Source organism: Staphylococcus hsinchuensis (assembly GCF_038789205.1).
Lineage (GTDB): Bacteria > Bacillota > Bacilli > Staphylococcales > Staphylococcaceae > Staphylococcus > Staphylococcus hsinchuensis.
Map to the genome: position 1 here is coordinate 1322423 of NZ_CP128355.1, position 26608 is coordinate 1349030.

General features: G+C 33.8%; 27 protein-coding genes and 1 riboswitch. Of the genes, 16 read left to right on the forward strand and 11 right to left on the reverse strand.

What is annotated here, in order from left to right; genetic code table 11:
* Positions 1-12: 12 nt before the first annotated feature.
* The 5 genes from qoxD to QQM35_RS06670 form a co-directional block, all read right to left on the reverse strand.
* Positions 13-303: a cytochrome aa3 quinol oxidase subunit IV gene (gene qoxD, locus QQM35_RS06650; protein WP_251515980.1), complete on the reverse strand. Its 291-nt coding sequence runs from the start codon at positions 301-303 to the stop codon at positions 13-15.
* Positions 300-905 (reverse strand): cytochrome aa3 quinol oxidase subunit III, encoded by a 606-nt coding sequence (gene qoxC, locus QQM35_RS06655; RefSeq protein WP_251516005.1) that lies wholly within the window; start codon positions 903-905, stop codon positions 300-302. Before qoxC ends, qoxD begins: the two co-directional genes overlap by 4 nt.
* Entirely contained in the window at positions 895-2883 is a 1989-nt protein-coding gene (qoxB, locus tag QQM35_RS06660; RefSeq protein ID WP_342610287.1) for a cytochrome aa3 quinol oxidase subunit I, read from the reverse strand. The genes qoxC and qoxB overlap by 11 nt, the downstream gene beginning before the upstream one ends.
* Positions 2883-4004, reverse strand: a complete 1122-nt coding sequence (gene qoxA, locus QQM35_RS06665) for a cytochrome aa3 quinol oxidase subunit II (protein ID WP_251516009.1) — start codon at positions 4002-4004, stop codon at positions 2883-2885. The genes qoxB and qoxA overlap by 1 nt, the downstream gene beginning before the upstream one ends.
* Before the next feature lie 255 nt (positions 4005-4259).
* Entirely contained in the window at positions 4260-4577 is a 318-nt protein-coding gene (locus QQM35_RS06670) for an immunoglobulin-like domain-containing protein (protein ID WP_251516011.1), read from the reverse strand.
* Positions 4578-4821: 244 nt separating this feature from the next.
* Between QQM35_RS06670 and QQM35_RS06675 the strand changes: the two genes are divergently transcribed.
* The gene (locus QQM35_RS06675) at positions 4822-5967 is read left to right on the forward strand and encodes a globin domain-containing protein (protein ID WP_342610288.1); all 1146 of its coding nucleotides are present in this window, start codon (positions 4822-4824) and stop codon (positions 5965-5967) included.
* Positions 5968-6470: 503 nt separating this feature from the next.
* Complete coding sequence (locus QQM35_RS06680) at positions 6471-6869, forward strand: DUF3139 domain-containing protein (RefSeq protein WP_251943165.1); 399 nt, start codon at positions 6471-6473, stop codon at positions 6867-6869.
* 180 nt (positions 6870-7049) lie between these two features.
* Here QQM35_RS06680 and QQM35_RS06685 read toward each other — a convergent pair whose 3' ends face one another.
* Positions 7050-7430: a DUF3139 domain-containing protein gene (locus tag QQM35_RS06685; protein WP_251516015.1), complete on the reverse strand. Its 381-nt coding sequence runs from the start codon at positions 7428-7430 to the stop codon at positions 7050-7052.
* A gap of 301 nt (positions 7431-7731) precedes the next feature.
* Positions 7732-8589, reverse strand: coding sequence for a bifunctional methylenetetrahydrofolate dehydrogenase/methenyltetrahydrofolate cyclohydrolase FolD (gene folD, locus QQM35_RS06690; RefSeq protein WP_251516017.1), 858 nt, complete (start codon positions 8587-8589; stop codon positions 7732-7734).
* Between the two features lie 198 nt (positions 8590-8787).
* Here folD and purE point away from each other — a divergent pair, with 198 nt between their 5' ends.
* From purE to purD, 11 genes are read left to right on the forward strand one after another with little or no spacing between them, the layout of a single operon-like run.
* Positions 8788-9267: a 5-(carboxyamino)imidazole ribonucleotide mutase gene (gene purE / locus QQM35_RS06695; RefSeq protein ID WP_251943163.1), complete on the forward strand. Its 480-nt coding sequence runs from the start codon at positions 8788-8790 to the stop codon at positions 9265-9267.
* Positions 9257-10384, forward strand: a complete 1128-nt coding sequence (gene purK / locus QQM35_RS06700; RefSeq protein ID WP_251516023.1) for a 5-(carboxyamino)imidazole ribonucleotide synthase — start codon at positions 9257-9259, stop codon at positions 10382-10384. Before purE ends, purK begins: the two co-directional genes overlap by 11 nt.
* Positions 10384-11085, forward strand: coding sequence for a phosphoribosylaminoimidazolesuccinocarboxamide synthase (gene purC, locus QQM35_RS06705; RefSeq protein WP_251516025.1), 702 nt, complete (start codon positions 10384-10386; stop codon positions 11083-11085). Before purK ends, purC begins: the two co-directional genes overlap by 1 nt.
* A 2-nt stretch (positions 11086-11087) precedes the next feature.
* Complete coding sequence (purS, locus tag QQM35_RS06710; RefSeq protein WP_251516028.1) at positions 11088-11348, forward strand: phosphoribosylformylglycinamidine synthase subunit PurS; 261 nt, start codon at positions 11088-11090, stop codon at positions 11346-11348.
* A complete protein-coding gene (gene purQ, locus QQM35_RS06715; protein ID WP_251516031.1) occupies positions 11348-12019 on the forward strand; it encodes a phosphoribosylformylglycinamidine synthase I in 672 nt (223 codons plus the stop codon). The genes purS and purQ overlap by 1 nt, the downstream gene beginning before the upstream one ends.
* Complete coding sequence (gene purL / locus QQM35_RS06720; RefSeq protein ID WP_251516033.1) at positions 12012-14201, forward strand: phosphoribosylformylglycinamidine synthase subunit PurL; 2190 nt, start codon at positions 12012-12014, stop codon at positions 14199-14201. The genes purQ and purL overlap by 8 nt, the downstream gene beginning before the upstream one ends.
* The gene (purF, locus tag QQM35_RS06725) at positions 14180-15667 is read left to right on the forward strand and encodes an amidophosphoribosyltransferase (RefSeq protein ID WP_251516036.1); all 1488 of its coding nucleotides are present in this window, start codon (positions 14180-14182) and stop codon (positions 15665-15667) included. The genes purL and purF overlap by 22 nt, the downstream gene beginning before the upstream one ends.
* Entirely contained in the window at positions 15660-16694 is a 1035-nt protein-coding gene (gene purM / locus QQM35_RS06730) for a phosphoribosylformylglycinamidine cyclo-ligase (RefSeq protein ID WP_251516039.1), read from the forward strand. The genes purF and purM overlap by 8 nt, the downstream gene beginning before the upstream one ends.
* The gene (gene purN / locus QQM35_RS06735; protein WP_251943160.1) at positions 16691-17257 is read left to right on the forward strand and encodes a phosphoribosylglycinamide formyltransferase; all 567 of its coding nucleotides are present in this window, start codon (positions 16691-16693) and stop codon (positions 17255-17257) included. Before purM ends, purN begins: the two co-directional genes overlap by 4 nt.
* Before the next feature lie 15 nt (positions 17258-17272).
* A complete protein-coding gene (purH, locus tag QQM35_RS06740; RefSeq protein WP_251516045.1) occupies positions 17273-18751 on the forward strand; it encodes a bifunctional phosphoribosylaminoimidazolecarboxamide formyltransferase/IMP cyclohydrolase in 1479 nt (492 codons plus the stop codon).
* 21 nt (positions 18752-18772) lie between these two features.
* Complete coding sequence (purD, locus tag QQM35_RS06745) at positions 18773-20014, forward strand: phosphoribosylamine--glycine ligase (RefSeq protein WP_251516048.1); 1242 nt, start codon at positions 18773-18775, stop codon at positions 20012-20014.
* 57 nt (positions 20015-20071) lie between these two features.
* Here purD and QQM35_RS06750 read toward each other — a convergent pair whose 3' ends face one another.
* From QQM35_RS06750 to QQM35_RS06760, 3 genes are read right to left on the reverse strand one after another with little or no spacing between them, the layout of a single operon-like run.
* Positions 20072-20878 carry an energy-coupling factor transporter transmembrane component T family protein gene (locus QQM35_RS06750; RefSeq protein WP_251516051.1) on the reverse strand — a complete coding sequence of 269 codons (807 nt, stop codon included), beginning with the start codon at positions 20876-20878 and terminating at the stop codon, positions 20072-20074.
* A complete protein-coding gene (locus tag QQM35_RS06755) occupies positions 20871-22283 on the reverse strand; it encodes an ABC transporter ATP-binding protein (protein WP_251516054.1) in 1413 nt (470 codons plus the stop codon). Before QQM35_RS06755 ends, QQM35_RS06750 begins: the two co-directional genes overlap by 8 nt.
* Positions 22284-22295: 12 nt before the next feature.
* Positions 22296-22871, reverse strand: coding sequence for an ECF transporter S component (locus tag QQM35_RS06760; protein WP_251516057.1), 576 nt, complete (start codon positions 22869-22871; stop codon positions 22296-22298).
* A gap of 82 nt (positions 22872-22953) precedes the next feature.
* Positions 22954-23055, reverse strand: a riboswitch (TPP riboswitch).
* A 212-nt stretch (positions 23056-23267) separates the two neighbouring features.
* On the opposite strand from QQM35_RS06760, the gene QQM35_RS06765 reads away from it, so the two are divergent.
* On the forward strand, positions 23268-23402 hold the full coding sequence (locus QQM35_RS06765; RefSeq protein WP_342610289.1) for a hypothetical protein: 135 nt from the start codon (positions 23268-23270) through the stop codon (positions 23400-23402).
* A gap of 42 nt (positions 23403-23444) precedes the next feature.
* Here the strand turns inward: QQM35_RS06765 and graF are convergent, their stop codons facing one another.
* On the reverse strand, positions 23445-23579 hold the full coding sequence (gene graF, locus QQM35_RS06770) for a glycopeptide resistance-associated protein GraF (protein WP_251516059.1): 135 nt from the start codon (positions 23577-23579) through the stop codon (positions 23445-23447).
* Between the two features lie 266 nt (positions 23580-23845).
* On the opposite strand from graF, the gene auxA reads away from it, so the two are divergent.
* Together auxA and QQM35_RS06780 are read left to right on the forward strand one after the other, a co-directional pair.
* Entirely contained in the window at positions 23846-25147 is a 1302-nt protein-coding gene (gene auxA / locus QQM35_RS06775) for a lipoteichoic acid stability factor AuxA (protein ID WP_251516061.1), read from the forward strand.
* A 249-nt stretch (positions 25148-25396) separates the two neighbouring features.
* Complete coding sequence (locus QQM35_RS06780; protein WP_251516064.1) at positions 25397-26566, forward strand: class I SAM-dependent rRNA methyltransferase; 1170 nt, start codon at positions 25397-25399, stop codon at positions 26564-26566.
* The last annotated feature ends 42 nt before the right edge of the window (positions 26567-26608 follow it).

Here is a 26608-nt window from a genome sequence, read left to right on the forward strand (position 1 = left end):
GTTCGTCTTTTATTAAAGGTGACCTGAGTGTCCGCCTTGCATAACCCAATAAGTACCAATAACAGTAATTAACGTTATGATAATTGCGAATAACACTTTGAAACCTTGTAAGTTACCATCTTTACCTTCAGTTAAGTGCATGAACATTAATAATTGAACTGCAGCTTGAATGAAAGCAAAACCAAAGATGATAGTAATCTTAGCGTTAAGTGCCATTGACGTATACAGTGTTACGTATACTGCTAAAATCGTTAAAACAATAGAGGCGATAAAACCGATTGTGTGTTTTACTATTGTATTCATCCGCTAAACACCATCCCTACCATATATACGGCTGTGAAGATGAAGATCCAAACAACATCTAAGAAGTGCCAGTATAAACTTACTATAAATAATTTAGGAGCGTTATCTTTATTTAAACCTCTCATTGCAATTTGAATTAATAAACAAATAATCCAAAAGATACCTAATGTTACGTGGGCACCGTGTGTTCCTAATAGGATGAAGAAGCTTGACCAGAATGACCCAATAGTAGGGTTAACACCTTCATGGGCATAGTGGGCGAACTCGTAAATTTCGAATCCTACGAACACAGCACCTAGTAAGATTGTGATGATCATCCAAATCATCATTAAATTTTGTTTTTCTTGTCGCATGTAATAAATTGAAATACCACAAGTGTAAGAACTAATTAATAATGAGAATGTCATTATAAGAACAAGTGGTAATTCGAATAATTCGGTAGTTAATTTGCCTGCGTAATCACCGCCGTGTTGCAACGTAATTAATGTTGCGAATAACGTACCAAATAGTGAGAATTCGGCTGTAAGGAAAATCCAAAATCCAAGTTTGTTTAAATTTCCTTCATGCGAACGAGAATCTATCGTATTTGCATTATGACTCATGTCTTACAGCCTCCTGTTCTTTAATACGTGCTTGACGTAAACGTTCTTCAGTTTCTTTAACTTCTGATGCATGGATATGGTAACCATGATCAATTTGGAAACTGCGGTAAATCATAGTACCAAAGACACCAAGTAATGAAATAATTGCTGGAACCATAGTTTCAAAGATAAAGAAGAAACCACCGATTGTGAAGAATATACCCATCAATAGACCAACAATTGTATTGTTTGGCATGTGGATGTCTTTGTAATTGTGATTATCTAAATAATGTCTACCGTGTTCTTTCATATCAACAAAAGTATCATAGTCATTCCATTCTGGAGTAATAGCGAAGTTGTACTTAGGTGGCATTGCTGAAGCAGTTGACCATTCTAAAGTACGTCCTAAGCCATCCCAGTTATCACCAGTTGCTTCACGTGGTGATTTGAAGAAGCTGTATACGATACTTGCTACTAAGAACATAAATCCTAGTGCCATCATTAGGGCACCTAGAGTTGAGATTGCGTTTAATAACCACCAGCCGTCTTCAGGCATGTAAGTGTATAAACGACGTGGCATACCATCAAGACCTAATACGAATTGTGGTAAGAAACAAACGTTAAAGCCAATCATAAATAACCAGAAACACCATTTATTTAATGTTTCATTTAACTTATGACCAGTCATCTTAGGATACCAGAATATTAAACCAGCTAACATCGCGAATACAACACCTGTTACTAATGTGTAGTGGAAGTGTGCCACTAGGAAGTACGTATTGTGGTATTGGTAATCGGCTGCTGCCATCGCTAACATGACACCTGTAACTCCTCCTAATAAGAAGTTAGGGATGAAAGCTAATGAGAATAACATTGGTGATTCGAAAGTAATTCGACCTTGATATAAAGTGAATAACCAGTTGAATAATTTTACACCAGTTGGTATACCTATCAACATTGTTGTGATTGAGAAGAATGAGTTAATTAAAGCACCATTACCCATTGTGAAGAAATGGTGAACCCAAACTAAGAAACTTAAGAATGCGATACCTGCTGTTGCCCAAACCATGCTTTGGTGTCCGAATAAACGTTTACGGGCAAAGGTAGGTATGATTTCTGAATATATACCAAATGCCGGCAAGATAACGATATAAACCTCAGGGTGCCCCCATACCCAGAAGAAGTTTGCCCAGAGCATTGGCATACCACCATTTGCAACTGTAAAGAATGTAGTGTCGAATATTCTATCAGTTGTAAATAATGCTAACGCAACTGTAAGTACTGGGAATGCCAAGATAACGATTAATGCTGTGATGAATGCTGTTACTGTGAACATTGGCATTTCCATAAATTTCATTGTAGGTGTTTTACATCTTAGTATCGTTACGAAGAAGTTAATACCGGTCATCAGTGAACCAATACCGGATATCTGTATGGCTACTAAGTAATAGTTAACACCAGGTCCTGGACTGAATTCTCCTGCAAGTGGTGCGTAGTTAGTCCAACCAGCTGCTGGTGAACCACCGATAATGAATGATAGGTTGAATAACACCATACCAGAGAAGAATAACCAGAAACTAATACTATTTAATACTGGGAATGCTACGTCGCGTGCACCAATTTGTAATGGTACTACGACATTCCATAAACCGAATACGAAAGGCATTGCCATGAAGATGATCATGATAACACCATGCGTACTGAAAATTTCATTATAGTGGTTAGATTCTAAGAATTTATTATCTGGAATCGTTAATTGAGCACGTAGTAATAATGCATCAATACCACCTCTGACAAACATCAGTACAGCACAGATTAAGTACATCGCACCAATTTTCTTATGGTCGACAGACGTGAACCATTCCTTGTAAAGATATTTCCATAATTTAAAGTACGTAATAACGGCAATGAGTCCAATGATAAAGAATGGGGCACCAATCTGTGCCATTGTAATCATCCAGTTACCATGAACGATCAATTGATCCCATGGAAAGTTCATTAATGTCCACCTCCATTTTCTTGGTCTTTTTTCTCAATTTTAGATGCTTCTTTGTCTTTAGCACCTTCAGAGAGTTTTTCCATTTCATCCATATTATGTGATTCTTTTTCTTTGAATTCACTGTCATATGGTTCGTCATTTTTCAGAATCGTAGGTGTCATGCCATGACGTTTATAGTTAGGGTTTGTGATCTTAGGCTTACGTGCAGGTTGATCAGGTTTATCTAATACATCTTCTTTAATTTGTTTTTCAGAATTAAAGTTTGGATCTTTTTGAACATAGTTATAACGATCGTATGCATAGAATAAATATTCTGGATCAGCTGCAGGATCGACAAACGCCATATGCGTACCACTGAATGTTAATTTTTTGTTTTCAGTCGTAGGTAAAAGTTGCTTATCAAATGTATCTTGTTTTAATTTTTTCTTAGATTGAGCTTTTTTCACCCATTTATCAAAATCTTTTTGACTGACTGAGTTAACATCGAAAGTTTGACGGGCGAAACCTTCACCGTTGAAGTTTGAGTTTCGTCCTCTGAATTTACCTTCTTCACTAGCTGTTAAGGTCCAATCCATTGTCATACCTGTCATAGCGTATTTTTGACCACCTAGTTGAGGAATCCAGAAACTTGTCATCGTATCCATTGATTGGAGTTTGAAGACAACAGGACGATCCTTAGGAATTGTTAAATGGTTAATCGTTTCTACCTTTTGTTCAGGATAACTGAAGAACCATTTAAAACCAGCACTTGTAGCATAAACAACAAGCGGGTCATCCTTTTTCTTAACTGGTTTGTCATATTCGTAAAGTGATTTAACTGTTGGAATAGCTAAAGCAATTACGATGATGACTGGAATAATAAACCAGATAAGTTCCATTAAGGAATTGTGGTGCATTTTACCAGATTCTTTGGTGTTTCCTATTCTATATTTCCATAGGAATAGCGCGAACATTATAAGCACCGCGGCAATGATAACAAGCATGAAGATAATTGAATAGATAATCAAGAATCTAGAATCGCTTGCCATTGGCCCTTTTGGGTTTAAAACTTCTACATTAGAACAACCACTTAGTAACATAAGTGACCCTAATAGTAGAAGCAAAGACTTAAATTTTGACACTTTATTGACCTCCTAATACTACAATTGTAGGGCTTATCATCAATTTTAAGATATTACGCGATATTTACAAGTGCTTATCACAAAAAAATTATTTAAAAAAATTAAAAAACCCAACAGAATCAAGATCTGTCGGGCATTTTGGGATTTGTTAAAATTATGTGTACATTTTGTGAAAAGTGCCATATTTCTATTCAGTCATAAAATATAACTATTATATAGAACGATTTAACATTAATTGTAATATTTTATGTAATGTTATTTTACTTCTACATAATGCGTTGACTCATTGACTGCACCATCAGAATCTTCAACTTTATAAACGACTTTGTATTTACCAACTTTATCTGTATTAATGTCACTATCAACAGTAATTTTGTGAGTTAAATCACCATCTTCTTTGTCATAAGCGCTTACGCCTTTAAGTAGATTGTAATATTCTCCTTTTTCAATAACTGTGTCTTTTGTGCCTTTGAGTTGGGGAATTGTATTGTCAGTAGCTTCAGCACTTAGGTTAGGGGTTACTAATGTAGCTGAAACGCCAATTGCTGATAATGATTGTATTAATTTATTCATAAAGTTAACCTCCGCTTTGAAAAACCATTAGTTGATTTAATATCAATATACGATAAATGAATATATTTAACATCATACTATAGTACCAATATAACCATCGAATTTTAACTAGTATAAAAATTTGAGTTAAAATTAAGTAAAGTGACATATTTATGAATATTATCACATAAAACTATTTTGAACGATGTTTTGTATTATAATAATTATTGAAGGATATATATTTTGAATAAGGGAGTAGCTTAAAATGTTAAATGAAAATGAAAAAAATATTATTCAACAAACAGTACCAGTTTTACAAGAAAAGGGCGTAGCAATCACTTCTTATTTTTATAAAAGCATGTTTAATCAGCATCCTGAACTAAAAAATATGTTTAATCAAACGAATCAGAAAAAAGGTTTACAATCAACTGCATTAGCACAAAGCGTTCTCGCAGCAGCAATGAATATTGAAGATCTAACGCGTATATTACCTGTTGTAGAAGAAATAGCGTATAAACATTGTGCATTACAAGTACCACCAGCTGGATATGACATTGTAGGAAAGCATTTGTTAGAAGCTATACAAGAAGTATTAGATTTAGATAGCGAGGATGAAATCGTCGTAACGTGGGGAAAAGCTTACCAAGAAATCGCTGATGTCTTTATTAAAGTAGAACAACAAATATATGAACAAATGGCTTGGGAAGGATTCGAATTATTCGAAATTTTACAAATTGAACAAGTTTCAACAGATATTAAATCATTCACAGTAAAATCAGAACAGTTCGATTTCAGTCATTTTACACCAGGTCAATTTATTACAGTTGATATAGAAAGTGAACATCTACCATACCGTGCAAAACGACACTATTCTATTATTGAAGGAAATAATGATACATTAACTTTCGCAGTAAAGCGAGATACGTCAACAGAACATGAAGGTGAAGTTTCTACCGTTTTACATGATGAATACAAAGTCGGTGATCAAATTCAATTATCTGCACCTGTAGGCGCTTTTTCTATTCAAAATGAAACGCATCCACAACTATTTATTGGTTCTGGTATAGGTGTAACGCCATTAATTCCAATGTTCAAACAACTTTCGAAAGGGGAAAATGAAGTTAATTTTATTCAAAACACTTCTGATATAAATGATGTTCCTTTTGAAGAAACATTAACTGAAATTGCAGAATCTGGAAATAATAGTAGCTATGTAATATATGATAAACGTAAAAATGGCTATATTGATGAAAGCTATTTAAAAAATTATATTAATGATGAAACTGAAATTTATGTGTGCGGTGGCCAATCATTTTTACAATCTATGATTGAAACATTGAAAGCTATGGGCATCGCGCCTTCGAAAATTCATTTCGAATCATTTATACCTAAATTAAGCATACAAGCATAAATAACTATAAAAGATATTAAAAAACTGGGGGAGGTACGAGTAAAACTTAAACCCCACAAATTAAATAAAGATACAAAACATGTACAAATGAAAACGATTTACATCAACTATTTATTACAGATGTAAAAACAACATATGACCGAAAGCGCCCAAACCTTGTGAAATAAAGGTTTAGGCGTTTATTAATATTAATATAATGTTTTGTTATAGGTAGTGACGTTGTATATAATATGCATTGGAATTTTTAACCTCAATTGATTTAGAAACACCACCTTCTTCTTGCAATTCTTTCAACGACTCAAGTTATTTGAGCTATCATCTTGTGCATTGACACTTACTGTAGTTAAAACAGTGCCACATAATAAGTTCTTAACTAACTTTTTCATTAATTTCTTCGATTGATTTGACTTTATTACATTTAAAAACATATCATAAAAAGGTAGAATAATATTTATTTTTTACAAAATATTAACAAGAATAAAAATTTACTTTAGGAGCTTAATATGAAAAAAATATTTAAAATTATTTCAATTGTCGTCATTATTTTAATTATTGCTTTAGTCGTAATTATCTATGCAGGAAAACATATGTATTTAAATTATCAAAAACATGAAGAAGCTAAAATCAAAGAGAAAGTTCATCGTGTACTTAAGAAAAAAGGGTGGGAAAAGAGAATCAAAACAGAAGAGCCCACTTTCACGTTAAATACTGGATATAACTATTTAGAAGTCACTTATAAAGATGAACCTTATAATACATATCAATATGATGTTGATGATAATGGTAAAATAACTGGTGATGCAAATTTAAAAGATAAATATAATAAATATTGGAATAATAAGAAAAAGCGTGAAAAATATAAAAAGAGACATCACTTTGATGAAAAATATGATTTGAAATAAATGGAAAGAGACTAGCAAATTTTTGCTAGTCTGTTTTATATTTATTACTAATTTGATTATGTAATAATTTATATTTTTATAAATTTATAAAAATATAATCTGTAATAACGATATACGATAACATAATTCTTATTATAGAAAGCTAGGTTTTATACTCGTTTCATTAATCTTGAAAACATTTTACGATTTGTTCTTAGACACATAGGGTTCTTCCTCTAAAATATATTTATAGTAAGATTCCTTTTTTTCTAATTCAGTCATATCAGTAACAACATAATCATTGTCACTATTACTAAGTGCAGGTTTTGGGGTTACTACATAACAATAATGAACATTAGGTTGATCTTTATATACAACCCATTTTTCAGCGTCGCCCATCATTATATTAAAGCTCATCTTTTCGTGTTTTATTTTTTTGTCCCAACCTTTACGTTCTATGACATGATCGATAATTTTCTCACTCTTATGTTTCTGATAAGCAATCACACTTAAAATCCAAACTGTTAAGGTAAGAATGATACAAATAATAGAAATTATTAAAATTTTTAAGGTCTTGTTCATTTTTTATTTACTTCTCCTTTTTACATTTCCGGTGAAATCAATATAACTAGTACAAACCTTATACGATAACTTAGTTGTTTTTTCATTGAGAGAAATTATGTATAATTTTAGGTCATTTTATGTTCTTATTTAATTGTAATGTAACATAAACATTAGGGATATTTTTAAGAGTATAAGAAGTGAAGGGAACTTGATTCAAAATTGCATAAAACAAAGAAAACGTTAATTTCTATTTATATCTCAATAGAAATTAACGTTTATTTTTAATCAGTAATATTTATGCCTAAGCACAACTTTATATCTATTTAATACCTCTGCGCATTTTTTCTGCGATTAATGTATTATTTAACACCATTGTGATTGTCATTGGGCCAACGCCACCAGGTACTGGTGTGATTGCACCTGCAATTTCTTTAACGTCTTCGTATTCAACGTCACCTTTTAATTTTCCATTTTCATCTGGTGTGTTACCAACGTCTACTACAACTGCACCTTCTTTAACATCATCTTTAGTAACTAATCCAGGTCTACCTACCGCACTTACAATGATATAGGCATTTTTTAAATGTTGATGCATATCTTTTGTTTTTGAATGTAGTATCGTAACTGAAGCATTTTTTTGTAGTAAAAGTTTAGAAACTGGTTGCCCTACGATGTGACTACGACCTAAGATGACCGCATCTTTACCTTCGATATCCATATCTGCGTGGTTTAAAATTTCCATAATACCTAATGGTGTACACGGAACGAAAGTTTGTTCATCGATATATAATTTACCAATATTAATAGGATGGAAACCGTCCACATCTTTATCTGGGTTGATTGATTCTAATACTTTTTGTTCGCTAACTTGTTCAGGTAGTGGAACTTGAACGAGAATACCACTTACAGAATCATCTTCATTTAAACGGTTTAGTTCGTTTAATACTTCCTCTTCACTCGTAGATTCATCTAAATGTACGATTTCAGAAATCATACCAATTTTTTCTGCTGCCTTTTTCTTTGCATTTACATAACTTTGGCTAGCACCATCATTACCTACTAATATAACTGATAATTTAGGTGTATAACCTTGTGATTTTAATGTTTCAACTTGTTCTTGAAGTCCTGCTCTATAGTCTTTAGCAATTTGCTTACCATCTAAAATTTTTGCGACCATGTATATTCCTCCTCGAAGTGATTAACTTAACTTTAACATAGAATGTACACCGAATACCAACCAAAAGACGTAGATTAAGAACGAAAATTGTTTTAAAGTTCGATTTTTGATTGAAAAACCATGGTTTAATTGTTATGCTATATTTGTAATATACAACGATTAGTAGTACTATTTCAAATTTCTGAAAGGGTGTTCAATTTGAGAGTGGTAGTCATTATGGGTAGTTCTTCAGATTGGGAAACAATGAAAGAAAGTTGCGCAATGCTTGAAGAATTCGAAATTCCGTACGATAAAAAGGTAGTTTCAGCACATCGTACGCCACAATTAATGTTTGAATTTTCAAATGAAGCAAGAGCAAATGGTTACGATGTTATTATAGCTGGCGCAGGTGGTGCAGCTCATTTACCAGGTATGGTTGCGTCTATGACAACTTTACCAGTTATAGGTGTGCCAATTGAGTCTAAGAGCTTGAAAGGATTAGATTCTTTATTATCAATCGTTCAAATGCCAGGTGGTATTCCTGTTGCAACAACAGCTATAGGTAAATCAGGAGCCAAAAACGCAGGCATTTTAGCTGCAAGAATGCTCAGTATTCAAAATGATGAAGTACGTGAAAAATTAGAAAATTATGAAAGATCATTGGTTGAGAAAGTGAGTGAAATGCAACGTGAACTTTAAAACATTGAACTTTGGTTCAACAATTGGAATTATAGGCGGCGGACAACTTGGTAAGATGATGGCCCAGTCAGCACAAAAGATGGGTTACAAGGTCATCGTATTGGATCCGGACGAAGCATGTCCTTGTCAGTATGTTGCCAATGATTTTATCAATTCGAATTATGACGACATTGATGCACTGAATAAATTAGGTAAACTGTCAGATGTAATTACGTATGAATTTGAAAATATTTCAGCAACACAGTTACAAACATTAGTCTCAACATATAATATTCCTCAAGGATACGAAGCTATTCAATTACTACAAGATAGATTGACGGAAAAAGAATCACTCCAAGCGGCTCAAACGAAAATTGCTCCTTTCGTACAAATATCTGAGCCTAGTGATTTACAAGAGGCTATAGATACAATCGGTTATCCTTTTATCTTAAAAACGAGATTCGGTGGATATGATGGTAAAGGTCAAATATTAGTTGAAGATGAGAGTGCATTAGATGAAGCTACTGAACTTGTAAAAGAACAAGAATGCGTGGCTGAACAATATTTAGCATTACAACAGGAAGTATCTCTAACCGTGACAATCGGTAACGATAACCAAATTGCGTATTTCCCACTACAGGAAAATGAACATCAAAATCAAATATTATTTAAAACAATCGTTCCTGCACGATCAGATAAAACGCAGGAAGCACGTGAAGAAGTTGAAAAAATTATCAATCATATTCACTTTGTAGGTACTTTTACAGTAGAGTTCTTTATTGATGTAAATGATAATTTATACGTTAATGAAATTGCACCAAGACCTCACAATTCTGGACATTATTCAATTGAGGCGTGTGATTATTCGCAATTTGACACACACATTTTAGCTGTGACTGGTCAACAATTACCTGCGAATATTGAATTACTTAAACCAGCTGTCATGATGAACCTATTAGGCAGAGATTTAGATTTACTTGAAGATCAATTTAGTTCGCATCCTGAATGGCATGTCCATGTATATGGAAAGACTGAGCGTAAACCTGATAGAAAAATGGGACACATTACAATCTTAACGGATGATGTTAATCAAACTGAGAGTGAAATGTTAGAGAAATTTGAAGGGAGATATAATTAATGTCTTTATTATATGAAGGTAAAGCAAAACGTATCTATTCAACTGAGCAATCTGATGTATTACGCGTTGAGTATAAAGACGAAGTGACAGCAGGAAACGGTGCTAAGAAAGATTCAATCGAAGGGAAAGGTCGTTTAAACAATCTGATTACTTCAAAAATATTTGAATATATTCAATCTAAAGGCGTAAATAGTCATTTTGTAAAGCAACTCTCTGAAACGGAACAACTTGTTAAATCAGTAGAAATTATCCCATTAGAAGTAGTAGTCCGAAACATTGCAGCTGGCTCAATTACAAAACGTCTTGGTTTTGAAAAAGGTCACGAATTTGACACACCGTTAGTCGAATTTTTCTATAAGAATGATGACCTCAATGATCCACTAATTACCGAAGACCATATCCAATTATTGCACCTTGCTTCTGAAGCAGAAGTAGGTCATTTAAAACAAGCTGCACTTGAAGTAAATCAAGCATTAGTTAACTTAATGGATGAAATGAATTTAAGATTAGTAGATTTTAAAATCGAGTTTGGCCGTACACCAGAGGGTAAAATATTACTAGCAGACGAAATTTCTCCTGATACATGTCGTATTTGGGAAAAGCATAGTGATAAAAACTTAGATAAAGACGTTTATCGTGAAGACACAGGTTCAATTATTGACACATATGAAACTTTCTTAAATAAATTGGAGGCATTATAAAAATGAAAACTATTGAATTGCATATCACATTACAACCACAAGTATTAGATACTCAAGGACAAGCGTTAAACCGTGCGGTACATGATTTAGGTTATACGCAGGTGAATGATATTCGCGTTGGTAAGGTTTTATACATGACAGTAGATGAAGCGACAGATGAAGCGGTAAATAATGTCGTAACTACATTAAGTGAGAAACTATTTGCAAATACGGTTATCGAAGAATATAGCTACAAAGTCGTGGAAGAAGGAGAGAAAGCATAATGAAGTTTGCAGTGCTTAAATTTCCAGGGTCAAACTGTGACCGTGATATGTACAATGCAGCCATAAAATCTGGCGTAGATGCAGATTACGTTGATTATCGTAATACATCTTTAGAAGGCTTTGATGGGGTGCTTATCCCTGGAGGATTTTCATTTGGTGATTATTTAAGATCAGGTGCAATGGCTAGTGTGGCACCTATTATAAAGGAAGTAAAACGTTTAGCGGACGAAGGTAAACCTGTATTAGGTGTGTGTAATGGTTTCCAAATTTTAACTGAAATAGGTTTATTACCTGGTGCTTTATTACACAATGATTCTCATCTATTTGTTAGTCGTAATGAATCACTAAAAGTTATCAATAATGAAACACCGTATACAAATTTATACGATAAAGATGAAGTCGTAGTATATCCTGTTGCACATGGTGAGGGACATTATTATTGCACGTCAGAAATGTACGAAGATTTAGAAAAAAATAATCAAATTATTTTAAAATACGAAGACAATCCTAACGGTTCATACAATGATATTGCTGGTATCGTAAATAAAGAAGGAAATGTCTGTGGAATGATGCCACATCCTGAACGCGCAATAGAGTCTATTTTAGGAACAGATAGTGGTATGAAATTATTTGAAGCAATGGTGAATAGTTGGAGGGAACAAAATGTCTAAATTTATTGAACCTAGTGCGGAAGAAATTAAATTAGAACGTTTGTATAAAGACATGGGTTTAAGTGATGCTGAATACGATAAAGTTTGTGAAATATTAGAAAGAGAACCAAATTTTACTGAAATTGGTATCTTCTCAGTTATGTGGAGTGAACATTGCTCTTATAAACATTCAAAACCGTTTTTAACACAATTCCCAACATCAGGTGAACATGTATTAATGGGTCCTGGTGAAGGTGCAGGTGTTGTAGACATCGGCGACAATCAAGCAGTAGTATTTAAGGTTGAATCACATAACCACCCTTCAGCCGTTGAACCATATCAAGGTGCAGCAACTGGTGTCGGAGGTATTATTAGAGATATCGTTTCAATAGGTGCAAGACCTATTAATCTATTAAATAGTTTACGTTTTGGTGAATTAACAGAAAAACAAAATCGTCGCTTATTAAATGGTGTAGTTGCAGGTATCGGTGGTTATGGTAACTGTATCGGAATTCCAACTACAGCTGGTGAAATTGAATTTGACGATCGCTATGATGGCAATCCTTTAGTAAATGCAATGTGTGTAGGTATTATCGACCACGACATGGTACAAAAAGGTACAGCTAAAGGTGTAGGAAACTCTGTAATTTATGTCGGTCTTAAAACAGGGCGTGATGGCATTCACGGCGCTACATTTGCATCTGAAGAATTGAGTGAAGATAGCGAAAGTAAACGACCTTCTGTTCAAATCGGGGACCCATTCGTAGGTAAGAAATTGATGGAAGCTACTTTAGAAGCGATTACGTACGATGAACTTATAGGTATCCAAGATATGGGTGCTGCTGGTTTAACATCATCTTCTTCAGAAATGGCAGCTAAAGGTGGAAGTGGCCTACACTTACAATTAGAAAAGGTTCCAACACGAGAAGAAGGCATCTCACCGTACGAAATGATGTTATCAGAAACGCAAGAACGTATGTTACTCGTAGTTGAAAAAGGCACTGAGGATAAGTTCTTAGATTTATTTGAAAAACATGAATTAGATAGTGCAGTTATTGGTGAAGTTACAGATACAGATCAATTCGTATTAACTTATGAAGATGAAGTTTATGCAGATATTCCTGTTCAACCATTATCTGATGAAGCTCCTGTTTATGTCTTAGAAGGTGAAGCACCTGAGTATAACCAAAGTAAAAATGATTACAGCGATATCGACGTTAACAATGTCTTTGATCAATTGTTACAACATCCAACGATAGCATCTAAACGTTATTTATACGAACAATACGATCAACAAGTTGGTGCGAATACAATTATCAAACCAGGACTTCAATCATCTGTAGTACGAGTGGAAGACACAAATAAAGCTATAGCTTCAACAATTGATGGTGAAGCACGTTATGTATTTAATAATCCTTATGAAGGTGGAAAGATGGTTGTAGCAGAGGCCTATCGTAATCTAATCGCAGTAGGTGCCACACCATTAGCTATGACGGATTGTCTTAACTACGGTTCACCAGAGAAAAAAGAAATTTATCAACAATTAAATGATTCTACAAAAGGCATGGCGGAAGCTTGTAGATCGTTAGAAACGCCAGTCGTTTCAGGAAATGTTTCATTATATAACGAAACACGTGAGACTTCTATATTCCCAACTCCAATAGTTGGTATGGTCGGTTTAATTGAAGATATCAATTATTTAAATGACTTTAAACCTCAAGCGAATGAAAAAGTATATGTGGTAGGCGAAACAAATAATGACTTTGGTGGAAGTCAAATTGAGAAATTATTATTTGATAAAGTCAATCACGAATTTGAAAGCATTGATTTGTCAGATGAAATTCAAAAAGGTGAAGCGATCAAATCTGCAATTAGAAATGGCGTAGCATCACATGTACAAACAGTTGGTAAAGGTGGTTTATTAATTACACTAGCTAAATTAAGTGCACATTACCAATTGGGTATGGATGTTGAATTAGATGTTACGAATGAACAATTATTTAGTGAAACACAAGGACGCTATATCGTAACAGTTAAAGAAGGTCAGTCATTAGACATAGATAATGCAGTTGAAATTGGAACATTAACATCAGATAACAGTTTCAAAGTTACAAATAAACAAACGAATGTGGAACGCGAAGTTTCAAATCTGAATGAAATATGGGAAGGAGCAATTCCTCAATGTATGACATCAGTGGATTAAATGAAGAATGTGGCGTATTTGGTATTTGGAATCATAACGAGGCAGCACAATTAACTTATATGGGACTGCATAGTTTACAGCATCGTGGTCAAGAAGGTGCCGGTATTGCAGTTTCAAATGGAGAAACACTTAAAGGTGAGCGCGGTTTAGGTTTATTAACTGAAGCTATTTCAGACATTAAATTAGAATCATTAAAATCGCACCAACATGCAATCGGCCATGTGAGATACGCAACATCTGGAAATAAAGGCATCGAAAACATTCAACCGTTCGTATATCATTTCTATGATATGAGTGTAGCAGTTTGTCACAATGGTAATTTAATCAATGCGCAAAGTTTAAGAAAAGCATTAGAACATCAAGGATCTATATTCCATTCTTCATCAGATACTGAAGTAATTATGCACTTAATTCGTAGAAGTAAAGCACCTTCATTTGAAGAAGCATTAAAAGAAAGCTTAAGAAAGATTAAAGGTGGTTTCACGTTTGCATTATTAACAAAAGATGCACTATACGGGGCAGTCGATCCTAATGCAATCCGACCGTTAGTTGTCGGTAAAATGAAAAACGGTGCGTATATATTAGCAAGTGAAACTTGTGCAATAGATGTACTAGGTGGCGAATTCGTTCGTGATATCCATGCAGGTGAATATGTTGTAATAAATGATGACGGTATTCGAGTGGAATCATATACACATCATACTACGACAGCGATTTCAGCTATGGAATATATTTATTTTGCAAGACCAGATTCTACAATTGCAGGTAAAAACGTACACGCCGTACGTAAACAATCTGGTAAACAATTAGCGATTGAAAGTCCTGCGCAAGATGCCGACATGGTGATTGGTGTACCGAATTCATCACTTTCTGCTGCATCTGGGTACGCCGAAGAAAGTGGTTTACCTTATGAAATGGGACTCGTAAAAAACCAATATGTTGCAAGAACTTTTATTCAACCGACACAAGAACTCCGTGAACAAGGTGTACGCGTAAAATTATCAGCTGTGAAAGATATTGTACAAGATAAAAATATCGTCCTAGTTGATGACTCAATTGTAAGAGGTACGACAAGCCGTAGAATTGTGCGCATGCTTAAAGATGCAGGTGCGAAATCAATACATGTACGTATTGCATCACCTGAATTTATGTTCCCAAGCTTTTACGGCATTGATGTTTCTACTACGTCAGAATTAATTTCAGCAAATAAATCACCAGAAGAAATAAGCGAACATATCGGTGCTGATTCTGTTGCTTACCTTTCAGTAGATGGATTAATTGACTCTATTGGTTTAGATGAAGATGTCCCATACAGTGGATTATGTGTAGAAAGTTTTACAGGTGATTATCCAGCCGGATTATACGATTATGAACCGAATTTCATAGATCAATTGAGCGAAAGACAAAAAGAATATTTAGCAAATCACAAACAATACTTTGATAAAGAGGGTAATTTGAATGTCTAAAGCATATCAAAAAGCAGGTGTAGATATTAACGCAGGTTATGAAGCGGTTGAACGAATGTCGAGCCATGTGGAACGCACGATGCGTAAAGAAGTACTAGGTGGACTGGGTGGTTTCGGAGCAACATTTGATTTATCACAGCTAGAGATGAAAGCACCTTTACTTGTATCTGGAACTGATGGTGTAGGTACGAAATTAAAGCTTGCTATCGATCATAATAAGCATGACACAATTGGTATCGATGCTGTTGCAATGTGTGTTAACGACATTTTAACGACAGGTGCAGAACCTTTATACTTCTTAGATTATATTGCGACAAACAAAGTGGTTCCTGAGGTAATTGAACAGATTGTTAAAGGTGTTAGTGATGGATGCGAGGAAACAAACACTGCTTTAATCGGTGGAGAAACAGCTGAGATGGGCGAAATGTACCATGAAGGTGAATATGATTTAGCTGGTTTTGCAGTAGGCGCAGTTGAAAAAGATGACTATATCGATGGTTCTTCAGTCAAGCCAGGTCAAGTAATCATTGGTCTTGAATCAAGTGGCGTTCATTCAAATGGTTATAGTTTAGTTAGAAGATTAATTAAACAATCAAATATTAATTTAGACGATCAATTTGATGACAACCGAAGTTATTTAGAAGCATTTTTAGAGCCTACACGATTATATGTAAAACCTGTATTAGCAGTAAAAGAGCAAATTAAAATCCATGCAATGACACATATTACTGGCGGTGGATTTTATGAGAATATTCCTAGAGCATTACCAGAAGGTGTAACAGCGAAAGTAGATGTAACTCAATTCCCAACACCAGAAATTTTTAATTGGATTCAATCAGAAGGCGAAATTTCAACTGATGAGATGTACAACGTATTTAATATGGGAATTGGTTTTACACTCATTGTTGATGAAGATAAAGCTACAGAAACTTTAGAAATCTTAAATAAGCATCAAGTAAATGCATATCAAATTGGTGAAATTGTAGAAGGCGAGAAGTCAATAGAGTTAACGGGGGTAGAAAATTGACCAAAATAGCTATTTTTGCGTCCGGTTCAGGCAGTAACTTTGAAAGCATCATGAATGCTATCGAAGAAGGAAAGTTACAAAATATTGAAGTAACAGCTTTATATACTGATAAAGCTAATGCTTATTGTATCGAACGCGCTAGAAAATTCAACCTCGATGTGCATATTAATGAGTTGAAGAACTTTGATTCTAAAGCAGATTACGAACGAAAGATTATAGAATGGTTAACTGCCGAGAAAGTAGAGTGGATTATCTTAGCTGGTTATATGAAGCTTATCGGTGAGCATATACTCAATGCATATGATAGACGGATTCTAAATATACATCCGTCCCTTTTACCTAAATACAAAGGGAAAGATGCAGTTGGACAAGCATTTGAAAGTGGAGATACGGTGACAGGTTCAACCGTACATTATGTAGACAGTGGGATGGACACAGGAGAAATTATCGAACAAGGAACTTGTCCAATTTATAAAGAAGATACGAAAGCACAATTGGAAGAGCGTATCAAAGCAATCGAACATCAATTATATCCAGAAGTTATATCAAAAATCATTCAATAAGAGGTGCTAAGTAACATGAAAAAAGCAATTTTAAGTGTATCAAATAAAAGTGGCATTGTTGCGTTTGCTCAATCTTTAAACAAATTAGGATATGAGTTGTATTCAACAGGAGGCACAATGCGTACTTTAGTCGATGCTGATGTCCCTGTTAAATCAATTTCAGATTTAACGCAATTTGAAGAAATTATGGATGGACGTGTGAAAACATTGCATCCATCAGTACACGGTGGCATTTTAGCAGATCGTGATAAACCTGAACATCTTGAACAGTTAAAAGAACAACATATTGATTTAATCGATATGGTAGTTGTGAATTTATATCCGTTCCAAGAAACAGTAGCTAATCCTGATGTTACTGAAATGGATGCAATTGAAAACATTGATATCGGTGGACCGACAATGTTACGTGCAGCAGCTAAAAACTTTAAACATGTCACAACTGTTGTACACCCATCTGATTATAATGACGTAATCGAAAGATTAGAAAACGATAATTTAGATGAAGATTTCAGAAAATCATTGATGATTAAAGTATTTGATCACACAAATCAATATGATGCTGCAATTGTTGAGTTCTTCAAAGATAATAAAGAACAATTACGCTACGGTGAAAACCCACAACAATCTGCGCATTTCGTACGTACTTCAGACGCATTGCATACATTAGCTGGTGCAAAACAATTACATGGTAAACAGTTAAGTTTCAATAATATTAAAGATGCAGACGCTACACTTTCATTAGTAAAACAATTTGATAAACCAGCAGCTGTTGCAGTTAAACATATGAATCCATGTGGTGTAGGGGTAGCAGATACAATTGAACAAGCTTACAAATATGCATACGAAGCGGATAGTCAATCAATCTTTGGTGGTATTGTAGCATTCAATAGAACAGTAGATACTGAATTAGCACAGTCTTTACATGAAATCTTTTTAGAAGTAGTCATCGCACCTAAATTTACGCGAGAAGCGTTCGATGTATTAAGTCAGAAGAAAAATATTAGATTGTTAGAAATTGATATGACGATTGATAATAGTGAAAAAGAGGTTGTATCTGTTTCAGGAGGATATCTCGTTCAAGATAAAGATAACGTCGTTACAAATCGTGAAGAGATGGAAGTCGTTACCGAAGCAGAACCTACGGAAGCTCAATGGGATGCAATGTTATTAGGTTGGAAAGTCGTTGCATCAGTTAAAAGTAATGCAGTTATTTTAACGAACCCTAAACAAACTGTTGGTATTGGTGCTGGTCAAATGAATCGTGTTGGTTCAGCAAAAATTGCCATCGAAAGAGCAATCGAAATTAATGATGAAGTCGTTATGGTTTCAGATGGTTTCTTCCCTATGGATGACACAGTAGAGCTTGCGGCACAATCAGGCATCAAAGCGATTATTCAACCTGGTGGCTCTATTAAAGATAAAGACTCTATTGAGATGGCAAACAAACACGGAATTGCAATGGTAACAACTGGCGTACGTCATTTTAAACACTAATATTATGGAGGTAAATCAAGTATGAAAATTTTAGTCATAGGTGCAGGTGGTAGAGAGCATGTACTAGCGCATAAATTACATCAATCTCCACTCGTCAATGAATTATTTGCCATACCAGGAAATGATGCAATGTCAGAAATTGCACAAGTGCAAAGTGATATAGCTGAAACAGACCATGATACAATCGTGTCATTTGCACAAGAACATGATATCGATTGGACAGTTATTGGGCCTGAACAACCTTTAACTGAAGGTTTAGCAGATAAACTTGAAGCAAATGACATAAAAGTATTTGGTCCTAAAAAAGCAGCAGCCCAAATCGAAGGTTCAAAGCTATTTGCCAAACAGCTCATGCAAAAATATGACATACCTACTGCAGAATACAAAGAAGTCAAAACAAAAACCGAGGCTCAAAATTATATCCAACGTTGTGAATACCCAATTGTATTGAAAAAAGACGGGTTAGCTGCAGGTAAGGGCGTTATCATTGCTAATAATTTAGAAGAAGCAAATGAAGCTGTTGAGAAACTTTATCCTGAAGAAGACGGTATCGTTGTTTTTGAGCAATTTTTAGAGGGTGAAGAGTTCTCATTAATGACATTTGTTAATGGAACATATGCAGTTCCATTCGATTGTATTGCTCAAGATCATAAACGTGCCTTCGATCATGATGAAGGTCCAAACACAGGTGGTATGGGTGTTTATTGTCCAGTGCCACATATCGGTGAAGATGTGTTACAACAAACAAACGACAAGATTGCGCAACCTATTGCAAAAGCGATGGTTGAGGAAGGTACACCGTTCTTTGGTCTGTTATATATTGGTGCGATTTTAACGTCAGAAGGTCCAAAAGTAATTGAATTTAATGCACGTTTTGGAGACCCTGAAGCACAAGTATTATTAACGCGTATGGAAAGCGACTTAATGCAACACATCATTGATTTAGAGCAAAAACAACCCATTACATTTAAATGGAAATCACAATCAGTTGTTGGTGTAATGTTAGCATCAAAAGGCTATCCTGGTAGTTATGAAAAGGGTAAACAAGTATCAGGTTTCACTTTAGATGGTAAGTATTTTGTAAGTGGATTAAAGAAAGAGCAAGACAAATATGTAACTTCTGGTGGACGTGTTATTTTAGCGATAGGTGAAGGTGATGATATCGCAAAAGCGAAAGTACAAGCCTATGAAGCGGTTGATAAAATAGAAAGTGATGCACTCTTCTATCGTTCAGATATTAGTGATAAAGCAATAAAAAAATAAATAAAAATCGTCGACATCATATAAAGCGTTTTGATGTCGACGATTTTTTAATTTAAATTAATACATATTTGAAACACGCACATCATGGATGCCTGATATTGGAAGCATATGTGCACATATACCTGCTACAAGCACAATACATAGCACTACTATAATAAAGATTAAATCTTTGTAAGAGAAACCTGCATAGTAATAATATGTTCGCTTGCCATCTTGGAATCCTTTTTTCTCCATCGCAACGGATAATTGATGAGCCTTGCGGATGTTTTGACTTAATAAAGGAATAAGTAAATGTTTGAGTCTCTTAAAACCTCTATAATTTTTGGCATCTATCATTTGATAACGCATTTTTAAAGAGCGCCTTAATTGAATGAGTGAAGTTATCATAAGTGGAACCATACGGATAGCTGCCATAAAGGCGTATGCAAACTTAGGTTTTACCTTTAAGTGTTGCATAAGACTATAAAAAATCATAACTATTTCAGATGTGAAGGCAAGCACCATACCATAAGTTGCGACAGTAAATGAACGTAAAGCTAAGTGCAACCCTCGATATAAACTTTCCACACTGATTTTTATAAATCCGAATTTGAAAATGACATGAGTGCCTTCACCATAAAAAATCATGAAGAGGCAAGATAAAAAACAGAAAAATATCGTGGCGACGATAAATGATAGTGTCACTTTCATCTTTAAACCACTAAATAATAACAAGAACACCAACATGAATATTCCTAGATATAACATATAATCAAACTGGTGTATAAAGATGACATAAAAGAACAATAAGATACCTAAAGTAAGTTTGGTGATAATGTTGACGTCATCAACAAATGTATAATGTTTTTTCCAAATATCAAACATGAGCTACCTCCTCGACTTCAACCAATTGTTGTTGATTTACATGTAAACGAAGTGTAGGATAGCGTGATATGATTTCAGGATCATGTGTTACCATGATAATCGTTTGACCTTTCGTAATACGTTCATTAAATAAATTGATTAAATTGAATGTATTATGACTATCCAATCCGAATGTAGGTTCATCTAATATAATAAACTTTGAATTAGAACTTAAAGCAATCGCAACGCTTAAACGTCGTTTCTGACCCACTGAAAGCTCGAATGGGTGTTGAGATTTAACTCTTTCTAAATCTAATGTTTGTAACATTGATAGTGTTAACGCGTCCGCTTTCTTTTCATCTGTTTTATGATTTTTAAACTGAATATTGATTTCTTCATATACAGAATTCGTCATAAATTGTAATTCTGGGTTCTGATATACGAGATACATATGTTGAGCTGCTTCTTTAATTTTAGACAATTTTTTCTGATTAAAATACATTTTCCCATCGTATTTAATTAACTGCATCATTGATTCAAGTAAAGTTGTTTTACCCGAGCCGTTACGTCCAGTAATCGTAATCCATTCACCTGAGTCGATTTCTCGATAGGGGATGTGGATGAGTTCATGTTTACTCCGTTTTATATGAGTATCTTTAAATTCAAATTTATCATCATCTGTTATTTGCGGTTGGTATTTAATAGGTTGTGGTGCTGCGTTCCATGCTTTCGGATGCCAAACACCATATTCAGATAACAGATGTTCATAATTGTTTAAAATATTTATCGGTGTATCATCTGCAACAATCGCACCATCATAGTTAATTAAAATAACGCGGTCCACATGTTGCCAAATGTGTTCAACTTTATGTTCGACAATAATGACAGTTTGATTTGACCATAAGTCCTTAATTTTGTTCCACAAATCAGCGGTAGATTCGATATCCAACATCGCGGTTGGTTCATCTAAAAACAGTGTGTCGGCTTGTTGCAATAATGTTTCAGCTATTGCAAGCTTCTGTTTCATACCGCCACTTAAATGGTTAATGTATTGTTCTTTATCGACATCTAGTCCTACAGCTGATAAGGCTTCTTCAATGTGTCTGTCCATTTCATCTCTGGGCACTTGACGGTTTTCTAACACAAATGCAAGTTCTTCGTATACTTTAGGCATACAAAATTGTGCATCGGGATCTTGGAATATCATGCCACAATGTTTATCAATTTGGAGTTTATCGTATTTCATTGGTAAATCGATTAATTCTGGCACAATTCCACTTAAAACATTCAATAAAGTGCTTTTGCCAGAGCCAGATGGACCAACAAGTAATACCTTTTGTTTATCAGGTATTTCTAAATTTAAATTATCAAATGTTTTATGATCGACACTTGGATATTTAAGTCGTAAATTTTTTGCGATTATCACATTAAGAGCCCCTTATAAATTGTCGTAGTCACTTTTGTTTGAAGTTCTAAACAATCTCGTTACTCCTGTCTGATCTAATGCCTTAACGATTAAGTAAGAGAATAAACCAGCTACTACGATGCCTCCGATGAGACGGAAAATAATATATAATGCTAAATTCCATCCTGCTAGTTCATTTAAATAACCATATGCAAAATCTAAAGGTAATGTAGAGATAGCTGTTAATAATCCGGCGAGCATTGCGACCATTGCTGAACGAGACTTATATCTAAAGATAGCGAATATAATCTCACAAGCTAAACCTTGGATAAAGGCATAAATCATTACGGCGGGATCGAATTTTCCTGTAATGATTGTTTCCCCAGCGCCTGCAGCAAACTCTGCTAATAATGCGATTCCTACTTTTGGAATAATTAAGTACGCAACAACAGCAGCCATAAACCATGCGCCATAAGAAAGCTCTTCAATATGTAGCCCAGTTACTTTCATTGCATTGTAAACTACATACCAAAGGTTATATATGACCGCAAAGACAACAGCAATTAATACGGTAACAAGTATTTCTGATAATTTGAGTCCTTTTGACATTGTTCTTCCTCCTAATATAAAAACGCACAACCTAAAATAGATTGTGCGTACGAAAGCATCCGAATCACAGTTTGTGTATACACATTGATTCGGTACACTTTCCTACGCTAGTTTCATCTAGATCAGGTTCGAAGGGTTTGAGGGTTTACCTCATCTCAGTCACAAAACACCCCTAGTGCGAATGTTATATTTAAATTTTAATTCTAATGTATGCCTTTTGTTACATCCTGTCAAGGTTATCATGGAATGTTCTTTTCGTAAATTGGGACTGGGACAGAAATCGAAATTTCTATTATAGAGATTTCGTAGTTTCACTCATTGACAAAAAGGGAGTGGGACAGAAATCGAATTTCCTAATAAAGATTTCGTAGTCCCACACGGGAAGGATGACTAGGATTGAAAAAAGCTTGTTATAAGCGCATTTTCAATTCAGACATCTACTGCCAAGTTGATAAAAAGTCTGAAAAACCTATTATTGTCTCAGACGCAGATGTTTGTGGTAATTTGAATATAAGAAAAATCATGAATTAAAAAACGCCATTCACGTAAAAGGGAATGACGTTAATCTATTTTTTAGTCTAATGTGTCTTGAATATCTTGTTGTGTTTCTTCAGAACCTTCATCTTTAGATTCTTGTTGTTCTTTTAATTTATCTTCAGCTTTTTTTGCTTCTTCGGCAGCTTGTTTGTTTTGTTCTTCTTTACTCATATCACATACACTCCTTACCATATTTGTAAAATATGTTTCACTCTATATTTACCCGTTTCGATAAAATTAAACCACTAACAATTGTTATAACGTCGACGATATAATGGAGGACGTTGGAATTTCTGTACTAAAAATTTTTGTCACATGTATTGTAGAAGTTTAAATATGCAAATTATAAGGTATTTATATCATACTAAAGACTTATTTGCTAATTTATTAAAGACAAGAACGCGATGTTCATATATAATAACCTTGAGGTGAATGGTATGTCCTTTTTAAAGAAGCACGCTGAGATATTATACAGTTATATTATTGGCATTGTTTCTCTATTTTTAGGTCTCATTATTTTAGTGAACTTATCATTAATAAACAAATTAAATGGTAAAGGTAAGATTGACTTACATATTCATAATGTATGGGACTTTATAAATGCATTTTTTAGAGAAATAATTCGTGTGATGAGTAATTATATTGGGAGTTTCCCGATTATCAGTGCTATTTTAATAATATTATTTGGAATTGCATTAATTTATATTGGCGTAACACTTTTTAGAACAACGAGCTATGATTACGATATTTCTATTTTCTTTTTAGTCATAGGTGTTTTATTCTTCATCATTACAATTGCATTAATGACGCAAGTTTATAGTTTCTTTGCAATCATATTCATCATACCGTTTGCTATACATATAGGTTACATTATTTATAAGGATGAATTAAATCCTAATCATAGAAAAGCCCATTTCTTATGGATAATCTTTTCATATGGTATTACCTATTTGTTAACGCAAATTGTACTATACGGTCGTATAGATGATAAACAGATTGTACCTGTAGACATCTTAAGTGTGAACACTTTCTTCTTAATTATGTGGTTATTAGGTCAAATGGCGATTTGGAATTTCTTATTCTTAAGAAGATCATTGCCTTTAACGAAACAGGAATTAGGGGAAGAAGAACCGGAATTATCACGAACTAAAAAAGAATCAATGTCTAATCAAACTAAAGAACACTTTAAAAGTATACAAGACAAAACAACAGAGTTTACTAGAAAAACAAGAAGAAGCGTTGATTTACAAAAGGTTAGAGATAAAAAAGATAAGTTTATCACTAAATGGAAAGAGAAAATTGATATTCAAGAAGATGATATTCCAAATTGGATGAAAAAACCAAAATGGCTTAAAACATTTTACGTAGAGCTCTTCTGTGGGGCAGTGTTACTATTCTTTACTTTATTTGAATTTAGTAACCGAAGCGAAATCTTCACAAGTGATTCTTGGGATTTATCACAAACACAAGTAGTCATAGAATGGGTAACATTATTAATTCTAATGTTAATCATGATTGCTTACATTTTAACTACATTAACGAATTATTTAAGAGGTAAGTTCTACTTCTTACATTTATTCTTAGTAAGTATATTATTCTTCAAATTATTAACAGAATTCGCAAACATCATGGTCCATGGTTCATTATTCTCAACATTTATTACGCCAACATTATTATTAATGTTAATTACAATTACAGTAGCTTTCGTAATTAAATTGCGAGAACCATCCAAAGATTAATCGATGAAATTACTCATTAACTTAAGAAATAATCGACAAAGTATGATTAATGTACTTTGTCGATTTTTTTATTGAGCTACAATCAAATGAAAAGATAGTGTTTATCGTTAAATTTACAACTATATATAACAATATTGGGTTAACTTTTTTCAGTAATTTAAATATGTTTAAATGAACATGGTATTTAACCTCACCAAGATGATAAAATGAATAAATAACAGATAAATTAGGAAAGGCGGACAAAATGTAATGAAGACTGCCACATTAAATAAAGGTAAAGAAACGAAATATTTAAATGAATATCCATTAATTGAAGAAGAAGATTTATATGCATACGATCATTTAAAGGATGGAGAACTGTTTCATCTCGTAAATGATCAAGGTAATTATATTGCTACAGCATACGTTGGTAAACAACATAAAGGTATAGGTTGGGTGTTAAGTTACGATAAAAATGAAGTGATTAATACACAATTTTTCGAACGACTATTTGAAATCGCGAAAGAAGATCGTCAATATTTTTATAATATAGAAGGTACGAATGCGTTTAGAATATTTAATGGTGAAGGTGACGGCGTCGGTGGTTTGACTATTGATAATTATGATGGTCATTTTTTAATTCAATGGTATTCAAAAGGCATTTATAAATTCCGTTACAGTGTATTACAAGCCTTTAAAAATGTATTTGAATATACTTCAATTTTTGAGAAAACACGTTTTAAAGATGCACAAATTGATGGTGGCTTTGTTGACGGAGAAGCTCCAGAATTTCCAATTGTAATAGAAGAAAACTTCACATTTTATAATGTTGATTTAAATGATGGTCCAATGACAGGTATTTTTCTTGATCAAAGAGAAGTAAGAAAGAAATTAAAAGATCAATTTTCCGAAAATAAGCGTTTATTAAATGTTTTTAGCTATACAGGTGCATTTTCAGTTGCTGCTGTTGAACATGCAAAAGTAACGACGAGTGTGGACTTAGCTAACCGGTCACGTCCTTTAACGGAAGAAAACTTTGGTCTTAATGGTATTGACCCAAAATCACAATATATTTTCGTTATGGATACTTTTGACTTTTTCAATTATGCGAGTAGACATCAATTTGATTATGACACCATCGTTGTTGATCCGCCTAGTTTTGCTAGAAATAAAAAGAAAACATTTTCTGTAACGAAAGATTATGATAAATTGATTCAAGGCGCTTTGCAGGTACTCGCACCTCAAGGCACAATGTTGTTATGTACAAATAATAGTACATTTAATTTGAAAGCTTTTAAAAAGGTAGTGAAAGATACTTTAACACAAGCTGGTGTAGACTTTGAATTAGCAGAAGTTATGGGCTTGCCGAAAGATTTTAAAACACATCCACATTATAAACCTTCAAAATATTTAAAAGCGATTTTCGTTAAAATACAATAATTTTCTTCAAATAGGGTAATTCATTCAATATGAATATATTAA